Annotated in this window: 14 protein-coding genes; 8 read left to right on the forward strand and 6 right to left on the reverse strand. The window is 69.2% G+C overall.

The genetic code is table 11. The features are described from left to right. Window positions 1-23 precede the first annotated feature (23 nt). The 3 genes from AC4PMY_RS09990 to AC4PMY_RS10000 all read left to right on the forward strand — a co-directional run bounded on the left by AC4PMY_RS09990 (window position 24) and on the right by AC4PMY_RS10000 (window position 2,659). On the forward strand, window positions 24-968 hold the full coding sequence (locus tag AC4PMY_RS09990) for a J domain-containing protein (protein WP_491622599.1): 945 nt from the start codon (window positions 24-26) through the stop codon (window positions 966-968). A gap of 88 nt (window positions 969-1,056) precedes the next feature. Next, entirely contained in the window at window positions 1,057-1,998 is a 942-nt protein-coding gene (locus tag AC4PMY_RS09995) for a G5 domain-containing protein (protein WP_491622600.1), read from the forward strand. 109 nt (window positions 1,999-2,107) lie between these two features. Further along, entirely contained in the window at window positions 2,108-2,659 is a 552-nt protein-coding gene (locus AC4PMY_RS10000; RefSeq protein WP_064294060.1) for a type 1 glutamine amidotransferase domain-containing protein, read from the forward strand. A 295-nt stretch (window positions 2,660-2,954) separates the two neighbouring features. Here the strand turns inward: AC4PMY_RS10000 and AC4PMY_RS10005 are convergent, their stop codons facing one another. Continuing rightward, window positions 2,955-3,218 carry a GlsB/YeaQ/YmgE family stress response membrane protein gene (locus AC4PMY_RS10005; RefSeq protein ID WP_064294061.1) on the reverse strand — a complete coding sequence of 88 codons (264 nt, stop codon included), beginning with the start codon at window positions 3,216-3,218 and terminating at the stop codon, window positions 2,955-2,957. A 96-nt stretch (window positions 3,219-3,314) separates the two neighbouring features. After that, window positions 3,315-3,488, reverse strand: a complete 174-nt coding sequence (locus AC4PMY_RS10010) for a CsbD family protein (protein WP_064294062.1) — start codon at window positions 3,486-3,488, stop codon at window positions 3,315-3,317. 194 nt (window positions 3,489-3,682) lie between these two features. On the opposite strand from AC4PMY_RS10010, the gene AC4PMY_RS10015 reads away from it, so the two are divergent. Then, entirely contained in the window at window positions 3,683-4,765 is a 1,083-nt protein-coding gene (locus tag AC4PMY_RS10015) for an alpha/beta hydrolase (protein WP_491622601.1), read from the forward strand. 10 nt (window positions 4,766-4,775) lie between these two features. Here the strand turns inward: AC4PMY_RS10015 and AC4PMY_RS10020 are convergent, their stop codons facing one another. Next, window positions 4,776-5,696 carry a hypothetical protein gene (locus AC4PMY_RS10020; RefSeq protein WP_491622602.1) on the reverse strand — a complete coding sequence of 307 codons (921 nt, stop codon included), beginning with the start codon at window positions 5,694-5,696 and terminating at the stop codon, window positions 4,776-4,778. 111 nt (window positions 5,697-5,807) lie between these two features. Next, a complete protein-coding gene (locus AC4PMY_RS10025; RefSeq protein ID WP_071262017.1) occupies window positions 5,808-6,581 on the reverse strand; it encodes a lysophospholipid acyltransferase family protein in 774 nt (257 codons plus the stop codon). A gap of 94 nt (window positions 6,582-6,675) precedes the next feature. Between AC4PMY_RS10025 and AC4PMY_RS10030 the strand changes: the two genes are divergently transcribed. From AC4PMY_RS10030 to AC4PMY_RS10040, 3 genes are all read left to right on the forward strand, one after another. After that, window positions 6,676-7,287 (forward strand): TetR/AcrR family transcriptional regulator, encoded by a 612-nt coding sequence (locus tag AC4PMY_RS10030; protein WP_491622603.1) that lies wholly within the window; start codon window positions 6,676-6,678, stop codon window positions 7,285-7,287. 157 nt (window positions 7,288-7,444) lie between these two features. After that, on the forward strand, window positions 7,445-7,891 hold the full coding sequence (locus AC4PMY_RS10035) for a Fur family transcriptional regulator (RefSeq protein ID WP_491622604.1): 447 nt from the start codon (window positions 7,445-7,447) through the stop codon (window positions 7,889-7,891). Between the two features lie 115 nt (window positions 7,892-8,006). Continuing rightward, window positions 8,007-9,464, forward strand: coding sequence for a catalase (locus tag AC4PMY_RS10040; RefSeq protein ID WP_491622605.1), 1,458 nt, complete (start codon window positions 8,007-8,009; stop codon window positions 9,462-9,464). A gap of 72 nt (window positions 9,465-9,536) precedes the next feature. Here the strand turns inward: AC4PMY_RS10040 and AC4PMY_RS10045 are convergent, their stop codons facing one another. Then, a complete protein-coding gene (locus tag AC4PMY_RS10045) occupies window positions 9,537-9,749 on the reverse strand; it encodes a hypothetical protein (protein WP_079003740.1) in 213 nt (70 codons plus the stop codon). Between the two features lie 98 nt (window positions 9,750-9,847). After that, window positions 9,848-10,483, reverse strand: a complete 636-nt coding sequence (locus AC4PMY_RS10050; protein ID WP_158596626.1) for a uracil-DNA glycosylase — start codon at window positions 10,481-10,483, stop codon at window positions 9,848-9,850. 136 nt (window positions 10,484-10,619) lie between these two features. Here AC4PMY_RS10050 and AC4PMY_RS10055 point away from each other — a divergent pair, with 136 nt between their 5' ends. After that, a complete protein-coding gene (locus AC4PMY_RS10055; RefSeq protein WP_064294069.1) occupies window positions 10,620-12,098 on the forward strand; it encodes an MFS transporter in 1,479 nt (492 codons plus the stop codon). Window positions 12,099-12,129 lie beyond the last annotated feature (31 nt).

Here is a 12,129-nt window from a genome sequence, read left to right on the forward strand (position 1 = left end):
GCCGACGAAAGCGACCACCCTCCATGCCGGAGAGCCCACTCTCAGCCAGCCCCTACGAGGTGCTCGGTGTGAGCACGACGGCGACGCAGGACGAGCTCCGGAGGGCCTACCGACGGCTCATGCGCGAGACCCACCCCGACCTCGGCGGGAGCGCGCGCCAGTTCAACGCCGTCCAGCTCGCCTGGGAGCGCGTCGGAACCGAACAGGACCGGGCCGCCTACGACCGCGGGCGCAACACGCCGTCCTCCGACGCGGGCGACGACGACGCTCCGACCTGGTCGGCGTCGAGCACGGGTCGGTCGGGCACGCAGCGCGCCGACTCGCGACCCCGCGCTCGCGCCTACGGGCACCCCGGCGGAGACTCGCGCGAGGCCTACCTCGGGCTCATCCGGGAGTGGGTCGGCCGTGGTGTCCCGCTCGACGACCCCTACGACCCGAAGCTCGTCCGTTCGGCTCCGCGCGAGATCCGGCACCAGTTGGCCAACGCGCTCGCCGAGGAGCAGACGGCGCGCACCGTGGCGACGCTCGGCATCGGATACACGGTCTGGCACGACGTCCTGGCGCCGGGCGAAGCGAAGCTCGACCATGTCGTCCTCGGCCCGACCGGCCTGTTCGCGGTCAAGTCGGAGGACTGGGGTGGGCCGGTCCGGGTGCACCGCGGCGAGGTCGTCGGGGAGACGCTCGATCCTCGCGAGGAGCCCGTCCGGTCGATCGTGCGCTCGGCCCGGACCGTCGCGAAGGCGGCCCGGGTGAAGTTCACGGCTTCCGTCATCGTCGTGCCGGACGGCGCCACCCCGGAGTCGGTGGAGTTCATCGGTCGCAAGCATCCGGTGACGGTGCTCGTCGAGCGCTCCCGCCTGGCCGACCTCCTCCGCACCGGTCTCCCGGGCGTCGACCGCATGGGTGGCAACCAGCTGTTCGACATCCGCACGCGCCTGCAGCAGACCATCCGCTTCGTCGGCCTCTGACACGCGCCGTGACACGGCGCGGGAGGAATCCCCTCTCGCCCCACTCGGGGACCTTGTGCCGTCCTGCTCCAGGCCCCAGCATCAGGGCATGACTTCTCCCGCAGGCTGGTATCCCGATCCCGAGCAGCCCGGCCAGCAACGATGGTGGACCGGAGTCGGCTGGGGTGGGCAACGCGTGCCGGCGGCCGTGCCCGCTCCCCCGGCCACCGTCCCTCCTGCTGCTGGGGCGACCCGGACGCGCCACCTCGGTCCGCTCCACATCGTCCTGCTCAGCCTGGTCGGAGCACTGTTGCTCGTCAGCGCCGTCGGTGGCGCGTTCTGGGCGATGCTCGCACTCGTCGCCCTGGTGGCCGTGGTGATCGGTGCGGTCGCGCTCGTCCGTGGTCGCGTCTCCTCCCTCGGGATCCGCAACCGCGGGATGGCGGCCGCGGTGATCGGTGCCGCCCTGTGCCTGGTCGTCGTGGGTGGTGGCGCCAACGCGGCCATCCACCCGGTCGCGCCCCGGCCGGCGGCGCTGTTGTCGGCTCCGGAGGGGACGTCCGCCGCCGAACCGAGTACCACGCCGACCCCCACCCCGACCGACGTCGTCACCGAGGTGACCGAGGTGGTGGAGATCCCGTTCGCGGTGACCGAGGTCCAGGACCCGGACATCGACGTCGGTCAGGTCGTCGTGACGACGGCGGGCGTCCCCGGGCAGCAGACGAACACCTACCGCGTCACCACGCGAGCCGGGGTCGAGATCGCTCGAGAGCTCGTCGCGCAGCTCGTGTCGGTCCAACCGATCGCGCAGGTGACGTCCGTCGGGACGCGGCAACCCGCTCCGCCGCCGCCTCCTGCGCCCGTCGCCGAGCCCGCCGGTGGAGGATGCGACCCGAACTACGAGGGGCAGTGCGTTCCGATCGCCAGCGACGTCGACTGCGCCGGCGGGAGCGGCAACGGCCCGGCGTACACGCCCGGCCCCGTGTACGTCGTCGGAAGCGATGTCTACGACCTCGATCGGGACGGTGACGGCATCGCCTGCGACGCCTGAGCAACCCCGTTCGCGTTCGGCGGAAGCCCGGGTCCGAGCGGTGGAGCCGAGCGTATCGTCGCTGGCGAGGCGCCGGACGGTGTCTCGACGCTGACGGATTGGAGCGACGATGAGCGCAGAACTCAACGGCAAGCAGGTGGCCTTCCTGCTCACGGACGGCTACGAGGACAGTGAACTGACGAGTCCCTGGGAGGCGGTCACCGGAGCCGGAGCGACCGCCCGACTGGTGTCGCCCGCCACCCAGGACGTGACCGGGAAGAACGGACACGTCCAGCCCGTCGACGTCGCGGTCGCCGAGGCCTCCTCCGACGACTACCACGCACTGGTGCTGCCCGGCGGTGTCGTCAATGCGGACGACCTCCGCGTGGACGAGACCTCGGTCGCCTTCGCGAAGGCCTTCTTCGAGCAGGGCAAGCCGGTCGGGGTGATCTGCCACGGCGCCTGGATCCTCATCGAGGCGGACGTCGTCCGCGGTCGCGAACTCACGAGCTACCCGAGCCTCAAGACGGATCTGCGCAACGCGGGTGCATCCTGGGTGGACGAGGAGGTCGTGGTCGACCAGGGACTCGTGTCGAGCCGCACGCCCGATGACCTCCCGGCCTTCAACGCGAAGCTCGTCGAGGAGATCGGCGAGGGCGAGCACGAGGGCCAGCACGCCTGACTCCGGTCGCAGCGTGACGCACGAACGCCCGGTCCTGGTGGACCGGGCGTTCGTGCGTGCGGGTCAGAGCCAGCCGCAGATCGCGCGCAGCAGCTCGAGCAGCTTCCGGTAGAAGTCCATGAGACCCCCTCCTCTCATATCAGATGCTGATATCGGACATCAGACATTCTGACAGGACCCGGGGCGCTACACAGTCCCCGAAACGGCGGACACCGTGCTGTCGGCGACGACCTCGACACGCACGAACGCCCGGCCCCTTGGAGGGGCCGGGCGTCCGAGTGCTGTGTGGAGGCGCTTACGCCTTCTTGTTGCGGGTCAGTGCGCCGTAGATGAGCAGCACGACGATGGATCCGCCTATGGCGAGGAGCCACGTCTGCAGGGAGAAGAACTCCTGCAGGTTCGCGCCGAACAGGATGCCACCGAGCCAGCCGCCGAGCAGTGCTCCCACGACGCCGAGCAGCAGCGTGATCAACCAGCCGCCGCCCTGACGGCCCGGAAGGATTGCCTTTGCGAGGGCGCCGGCGATGAGGCCGAGCAGCAGGAAGCCGAGAAAACTCATGATGTCTCCAAATGTGATCGCTGGATCGAACGGGGTGCCGGTCGACCGTGTTACCGCCCCCGCCGGTGGGCGGGGGCAGCCACTGTATCGCGAGGACTAGTGCTTGAACGCGTCCTTGACATTCTCGCCGGCCTTCTTGGCGTCGGCCTTCGTCTGGTCGGCCTTGCCCTCTGCGACCTTGCTGTCGTCGCCGGTGACCTTGCCCAGGGCCTCCTTCGCCTTGCCCGCGAGGTCCTCAGCGGCGTTCTGGATCTTGTCCGATGCACTCATGGCGTTCTCCTTCGTCTGCGTTGGAAACCGGTGATGATGTCCGGTCATCGGGTAAGACGCAGCTCAGTGGGCATTCGTCACGAAATCCGTCGAAAAACTTCCGGGACGCAGTGGGTGTCCGATCGAATGCGAGACTGGACGTTCGTGTTCCGCCAGGCAGCGCCGCCGTCCAGACCCGCCAGGAGGTGAATCGCTTGAGGACAGCACCCCCTCGCTCGGGCTTCGCGCGCTTCCTCCGTGTCGTCCGCAACACGATGTTCTGGATCATCGGCGTGATCCTCGCCATCGCGCTGGTGATCTTCGTCTGGTTGCAGCTGACCCCGTGGCCCGGCTCGATGGTCATCCGCATGGCCTTCGACGAGCGGGCGAAGGTCGTGCAATCGGATCTCGTGAAGTACGTCCCCGACGGTGTCGACGTCCGACAGGACATCCCGTACCGCTCCGGCGACGCGGACGCGCTGCTCGACGTCTACACGCCCGATGGCGTCCGCGGGAGTGGCGCGGCCCTCCCGACGATCGTGTGGGTGCACGGCGGAGCCTGGATCTCCGGCAGCAAGGAACTCATCTCCAACTACATGCGCGTGCTGGCCGGAGAGGGGTACACGGCGGTCGCGGTCGAGTACACGATCGCGCCGGAGGGCCAGTACCCGTTGCCCATCGAGCAGGTCGCCGACTCGCTCGGCTACCTCGACGCCAACGCACGCGCGCTCAACGTGGATTCGTCCAAGCTCATCCTCGCCGGCGACTCCGCCGGTGCCCAGATCGCCGCCCAGGTCGCGAACGTGGTCACGAGCTCCGAGTACGCCAGCTCCATCAAGGTCGAATCGCCGATCGAGCCGGAGCAGCTCGCAGGGGTGGTCCTCGCGTGCGGGGCGTACGACCTCAGCCTGGTCAACGCCGAGGGCAGCTTCGGGTGGTTCCTCGACACGGTGCTCTGGTCGTATTTCGGTGCGCGCGACTACAAGACCCGACCTGAGGTGGCGTCCGCGTCCGTCGTCGACTACCTGACCGCGAAGTATCCGCCGACGTACATCACGGTCGGCAACTGGGATCCGCTCTACCCGCAGTCGGTCGAGTTCAAGGCGAGGCTCCAGGGCCTCGGTGTGGATGTGCAATCGATGATCTTCAACCCGGACTTCCGGCCAGGGCTCGAGCACGAGTACCAGTTCCTGCTCAACGACCAGGGTCGGTTCAACCTCCAGCGCATGGACGCCTTCATCGACGGCGTCACCGACACGAGCCTGCCGTTCGGCCAGCAGGGTCCGCCCGTCCACTGAACGACCTGTGTCAGGGGAGGCGGATGCGTTCGCCGTCCTCGATGAGACGACCGTGGAGCACCGCCTGGGCGAGTGTCAGGTCGAGCCAGCGTCGAGCGGTCTCACCGAGGCGACCGTAGCCGAGCACGGACGCCGCCTGCATCGGCAGCTGCTCGCGGTCGACCTCGTGATCGGGGCTCGCGGTGATCACGAGCTCCATGGCGTTGCAGATCTCCGCGGGACTGATGTCGGTGACCGCGCGGTGGTCGCGATGCACGACCCGGCGGACGCCTCGCCACGTGACGACGTCGAGTCCGGTGGGCCAGGCGAAGCCGTTCTGGACGACGAACGCGTCCGTCACCAGCGCCGACAGCTCGGTGCGGGACTCCTCGGACGGTCGGTCGACGCCGAAGCGCCGAGCCACGATGGTCACGAGGCGAGGGACGGCGATCGGGCCCTCGGTCGTGAGGATCGCCGATGCGACCCGGGTCACGGCGGCCTTCGTGAGTTCGAGGTTGTCGAGGACGGATGCCGGGCCGATGACGGAGTCGTCGGCGAGCTCGAAATCGGTGATGGCGACGCTCAGCGGGACGATCGGGGCTGACGCGGTGACGGGGAGGGCGACCGGGTCCACCAGGCCGGTCGTGGACCGCGCGTCTGCTGAGGCCGCCTCGTCGACGTCCGGGCCGGCGACGGGCCTCCGGGGTGCGTGCGCGTCACCGCCGTCCAGTGGCGCCGAGTCGTCGGGCTGCTGAGCCTCGGGCGTCGGCGTCGCCCGAGGCGTGGGATCGGGCGTGCGCCGTGGCGAGTGGTCCGCTGCGGACTCGGCGTCGTTCGTGTCCGGTGCGATCGGCGCCGCGGGGGTCTCCGACAGCGCGCGCTCAGCGCGTTCGCGCCAGGACTTCGGGAGCCACGTCGACTTCGCGACGAAGCCGTTCCACCCACGACTCACGGTGCCACGCTCCGCTCGGGGCGCGGGCTGGCAGAGCGACGACGCCCTGCGGGGTGGGTCGACGAGGTCAGAGGTGGCACCTCCACAGGATAGACCGCGGCGGACGTCCGCTCAGCTCGTCGTCTGCCGACGCGCCTCGCGTCGACGCTCGCGTTCGAGGTCGGCGGCTGCAGCCTCGGCAGGCGTCGGAGCCGTCCCGCCCAGAGCGCGAGGTTGCCACCACGCCCCGGTGCCGTCGACGGGATAGTCGCGTTGCAGCTCGTCGATCATGCCCTGGAGGCGGTCGCGGAGCTGCTCGGTGCTCGCGCCCACGTCGGCGCCGGGCGCGACGCTGATCGGCTCGCCGAACGAGAAGTGGACTGGTACCCCGAACCGCTCGCGGAAGCCGACCCGGTGGTTCTTCGTCAGGAGGCGATGACCACCCCAGACCGCGACGGGGATGATCGGCACGCCGGCCTCCTGTGCGAGGCGGACCGCGCCCGACTTGAGCTCGCGGACGGTGAACGAGGCGCTGACGCCGGCCTCGGGGAAGACCCCGACCAGCTCGCCGCTGCGGAGTGCTGCGACGGCGTCGGCATAGGCGGCCGCGCCGGCGCGCATGTCGACGGCGATGTGCCGCATGCTCCGGAGGAGACGGCCCACCAGGGGCTGGTCGAAGGCGCCCTGCTTGGCCATGAATCGGATGCGGCGCCGGTTGTGGAGCACGGTCGCCCACTCGACGAGTGCGAACTCGAGGTACCCGAAGTGGGTCATCGCGATCACCGCGCCACCCTCGTCGGGCAGGTGCTCGATGCCACTGGTGTGACGGCGCAGGCGCCAGAAGCCGAAGAGGGAGCGACCGACACCGACGGCGGTGTCGTACACGGGCTCGATGCGGCGTCTCATGGCGACACCGTACGACAGGGACCTGGGGAAGTACCGGGCTGGGGGTGCCTCGGGACCCTTCGCCGGCGGACCGCACGCCCGATACGATCGCAGGATGACGGTGACGCAGACGGGCCGCTCCCGCGGCAGCTACGCCAAGACGGCGGCACGACGCCGGGAGATCCTCGAGGCGGGGATGGACGTCTTCGCCGAGCAAGGCTTCCGCAGCGGATCGCTCCGCGAGGTCGCGGAGCGCGTGGGCATGAGCCAGGCCGGCCTCCTCCACCACTTCCCGACCAAGAACGACCTGCTCGCCGCGATCCTCGACTTCCGCGACGACCGGGATCGCGAGGAGTCGGGCATCGAGATCGGGAGCGGCATCGAAGGCATCCGCGGGCTCCTCCGCCTCGTCGAGCACAACATGCGCGTCCCCGGTCTCGTCGAGCTCCACTGCGTCCTGTCCGCCGAGGCGACCTCACCGGACCACCCGGCGCACGAACACTTCGTCCGGCGGTACAGCTGGTTGATCGACGGGATGACCGTCTCCTTCGAGGTGATGGCGCGCGAGGGTCAGCTGGTGGACGGCGTCGAACCCGCGAGTGCAGCGCGCATGCTCATCGCGATGATGGACGGTCTCCAGCTGCAGTGGCTGCTCGATCGTGACTCCGTGGACATGGCCGAGGAGACCCGACGTTCGCTTCGACCTCTGCTGACGATCGAGCTGTAGCCCGGCGCTCGCCCGTCGTGACCGGGAGTTCTCCACATCCGGCGTCACCCATCGGTCCATCACTCATATCTGATATTAGAGTTGGGCTGGCTGCGGGACAACGCGGAGGGGAAGTCCTTATTTTGACTAATTCAAAACAACTCGGTACGGTGGCTGCATGAACGGATCGAAGGTGGAGTCGGCGACGAACGACTTCCACACGAGGATCCGGGCCGCCGGGCTGCGGGTGACCACGGGACGTCTCGCCGTCCTCGAGATCCTCGCCCGGACACCGCACGCCGACGTGGAGCAGGTGGTCGCTTCCCTGAAGCCGCGAGCACCGCAGACCTCCCCACAGGCCGTGTACAGCGTGCTCAACGCCTTCGTCGCAGCCGGCCTCGTGCGCAGGATCGAACCGGACGGCCATCCCGGCCGGTACGAGCTGCGTGTCGATGACAACCACCATCATCTGGTGTGCAGCTCGTGCGGCGCCGTGGTCGACGTCGACTGCACGCAGGGCGCGGCGCCGTGCATGCACCCGGACGACGCGGCGGGGTACCTGATCGACACGGCCGAGATCACGTTCTGGGGAGTGTGCCCCGCGTGCCAGGCGGATGCCGCCTGACACCGTTCCACAGACCACTCGACGGCACCTCCATGCCGATCGTCAGCTGTCACCGCCAGGGTGGCAGTGCTGAATCCATCCGACCGTCCGACCAGCCCCACCCTCGAGGAGAGACATGTCCGAGACCAGCTACACCACCACCAACAGCGGAGCACCCGTCGCGAGCGACGAGCACTCCCAGAGCGTCGGCGCAGACGGAGCGATCGCGCTCCACGACCACTACCTGGTCGAGAAGCTCGCGCAGTTCAACCGCGAACGGGTACCGGAGCGTGTCGTCCACGCCAAGGGCGGTGGTGCGTTCGGACGGTTCGTCACGACCGGCGACGTCTCCCAGTTCACGCGTGCCGCACTGTTCCAGCCGGGCGTCGAGACCGAGATGCTCGCACGCTTCTCCACCGTCGCCGGTGAGCAGGGCAGCCCCGACACCTGGCGCGACCCCCGCGGCTTCGCGCTGAAGTTCTACACGAGCGAGGGCAACTACGACCTCGTCGGCAACAACACGCCGGTGTTCTTCATCCGCGACGGCATCAAGTTCCCCGACTTCATCCGCTCGCAGAAGCGACTCCCGGGCTCGCACCTGCGCGACCACGACATGCAGTGGGACTTCTGGACGCTCTCCCCCGAGAGCGCACACCAGGTCACCTGGCTCATGGGCGACCGCGGTCTTCCGGGCTCCTGGCGGCACATGGACGGGTTCGGGTCGCACACCTACCAGTGGGTCAACGCCGCAGGCGAGCGCTTCTGGGTGAAGTACCACTTCAAGACCGACCAGGGCATCGAGATCCTCACGCAGGACCAGGCCGACCAGATCGCCGGCGAGGACGCCGACTTCCACATCCGCGACCTCTCCGAGGCGATCACCCGCGGCGAGCACCCGAGCTGGACGCTCTCCGTCCAGGTCATGCCGTACGCCGACGCCGCGGGCTACCGCTTCAACCCGTTCGACCTCACCAAGGTCTGGCCGCACAGCGACTACCCGCTCATCGAGGTCGGCAAGATGACCCTCGACCGCAACCCGGAGAACTACTTCGCGCAGATCGAGCAGGCGACCTTCGCGCCGTCGAACTTCGTCCCCGGGATCGCTGCGAGCCCCGACAAGATGCTCCTCGCCCGCATCTTCAGCTACGCGGACGCACACCGCTACCGCGTGGGCACCAACCACGCACAGCTGCCGGTGAACGCCCCGCACGCGCCGGTGCACACGTACTCGAAGGAAGGCGCCATGCGCTACACCTTCAACGACGCGGACGCGCCGGTCTACGCACCGAACTCGGTCGGTGGCGCCCACGCCGACCCTGCGCGTGCCGCTGAGTCCAACGGCTGGCAGTCCGACGGCGAGCTCGTGCGGGCAGCCGCGACGCTGCACGCCCAGGACGACGACTTCGGTCAGGCCGGGACCCTCGTGCGCGAGGTGCTCGACGACGCCGCCCGCGACCGTCTCGTCGGCAACATCATCGGGCACGTCTCGAAGGTGACGCGAGCGGATCTCCGCGAGCGGGTCATCGCCTACTGGACCGCCGTCGACGGCACGCTGGGCGCTCGCGTCGCAGCAGGCCTCCCGCCGCTCGTCTAGAGCCCGGCGCCCAACATGCGGAAACGGTCGCCATCCCTCGCGGGTGGCGACCGTTCCTGTGCGTTCGCGGGGTCAGAACCCCATCGGGCCACCGCCACGACGGGGCACGCCGCCGGTGCCCTCCGCGAGGCCTCTCGCGCGTTCGCGCTCGACCTCCGCGTCGTTGTCGTGCGAGCGGTGTTCGTCGGCCGAGCGCGCGGCGCGGTCTCGCCGTGACACGTACCAGACGGCCGCGACCGCCAGGAGGACGAGCGCGGCGAGGATGACGATGGTGCCGATGTCCATGTGATGCTCCTCTCCTCGTCCATCGACCCTAACGAGGCCTCAGATGCACGCAACCCCCTGACCCGACGGGCGAGGGGGTTGCGAACGGGGGTGTGTGATCAGCCGGCGACCTGTTTGGCGCGGGCAAAGACCTTCTCGATCTCCTCGCGACGACCCGGCTGCTTCAGCGACAACGGCGAGGGGTGCGGAGCGTTGAAGGCGCTGTACGTGTTGCCGAGCAGTGGCTCGACGTGCTTCCACCAACCGTCCTGAGCGTGGGGTCCGCAGAGGACGACGACGCGCAGGTTCTTGAGGAGCGGCAGGAGGGCGCGCAGTTCCATCGCGCCTTGGGCGACCTCGGGCGCGTTCGGCTTCTTCCGCCCGGCGCTCAGGTACCACGGGACGATGTTCCACACCATGACGTCGTCGAAGCCGATGTCGTTCCGCAGATTCCAGAGGCTCTCGGCGATCGGGTCGTCGTTGTCGACCGAGGCGAACCCGGACCCCGGAGCGTCGAGGCTGTCGGGGGCCAGGGTCCCCGGGGCGTCGAGGAGGATCAGTGTCTTCGCGTTGACGGCCGCATCGGCCGGGTCGACGAGCGGGAGGACGAGGTCCGCCTGCCGCCGTCCTCGGCGGGTCATCATCGCGTCCGACCAGTCGCGCAGCGGCGCGAGTGCCGGCGACTCGGCCAGCATGCGGTGTCGTTCGGCCAGTTCGTCGGGGTCCTGCAGCCCGCGAGGGGCATCCATATGCATCTTCCGAGCGTAGCCCGTGACGGCTGCCCCGTCATCGTCTGCGCCGGTTCTGAGCCCGAAGATGCTGCACAGGACGGTGGATCCGCGCCCGTCAAGCCGGGGCGGACCGGGTTGACGCGGGCCTAGGCTGGCCAGGATGACTGACGAGCGAACCGCCCCCGACGACCGGACGAAATGGCGCGCGTTCGCCATCTGCGTGTCGGTCGCCGCCCTCACGATCCTCGACCTCTCGAAGGTCAACGTCGGACTGCCGTCGATCGAGCAGGCGCTCGACGCCGGCCCGACCGCCCTGCAGCTGATCGTCGCCGGGTACGCCCTGGCGTTCGGTCTGATCCTCGTGCCCGCCGGGCGCTACGGCGACCTGCACTCCCGGCGTCGCATGTTCATGATCGGCCTGAGTGTGTTCGGAGCGGCCAGTCTCGCCTGCGCCGTCGCACCGAACGTCGGGATCCTCATCGGCGGTCGGATCCTCCAGGGCATCGCCGCGGGCCTGCTGATGCCGCAGGTCATCGGGCTCATCCAGCAGCTGTTCGTCGGCAAGGAGCGTGGCCGCGCCTTCGGTCTCTTCGGAGCCATCATCGGCCTCTCGACGGCGTTCGGCCCGACGCTCGGCGGCCTGCTCATCGCCATCGGCGGCCCGGAGGACGGCTGGCGCCTGCTCTTCTGGATGAACGTCCCGCTCGCGATCATCCTGTTGCCGATCGCCGCGCGACTGCTGCCCAAGCAGCAGCCGCATGAGGCGGGCGCCGGATCGCTCGACCCGGTGGGCATCGTGTTCCTCGGTCTCGCCGTGCTGTCGCTCATGCTGCCGTTCGTCCTGACGACCGGTTCCCCGGGCGACGACCCGGCGCGCTGGTGGCTGCTGGTCGCGTTCGCCATCTTCGCCGGCCTCTTCGCGTGGTGGGAGGGTCGCTATCAACGCGCCGGGAAGACACCCGTCGTCGACTTCTCCCTGTTCAAGCTCGGCAGCTACCGCAACGGCGTCCTGATCTCCACGACGTACTTCGCGGCGATGCCGGCCACCTTCCTCACGCTCACGCTGTTCGTGCAGCAGGGGCTCGGGCTCGAGCCGGTCTTCGCGGGCATGATCACGATCCCCTTCGCCCTCGCCTCGGCCGTCAGCTCGTGGTTGAGCGGTCGGGTCGTCGACCGACTCGGACGCCCCCTGGTCGTCGGTGGGCTCGTGCTGGTCGTGGTGGGGTTCAGTCTCAATTCACTCCTCGCCTTCATCACGCCCCCGGAGATCACGCCGTACGCGATGGGTGCCGCGATGCTCCTCGCCGGCATCGGCGGTGGCGCGGTCATCTCCCCCAACCAGACACTGATGCTCGCGGACATCCCCGTGGCCTCCGGTGGTGTCGCCGGATCGATCGGCCAGCTCGGCCAGCGCATCGGGACCGCGGTGGGGCTCGCCGCCGCGACGGCGACGTTCTACGCGACGGTGTACTCCGAGAACGACGGCGGCGCCTCCGGTGCGTCGCTCGACGTCTATCACGACGCGTATCGCAACAGCACCCTCGTCACGATCGGCTTCGTGGTCGTGGCGCTCGTCTTCGCGTCGCTCGACGCCCGTTCCCGGAAGGTCGCCGCTGCCGAACCCGACGCCTCCAAGTAAGGGTGACCTGAGTTAGGGTAGCCTCAGTCGC

The organism is Plantibacter sp. MDV22-iso1 (assembly GCF_058408345.1).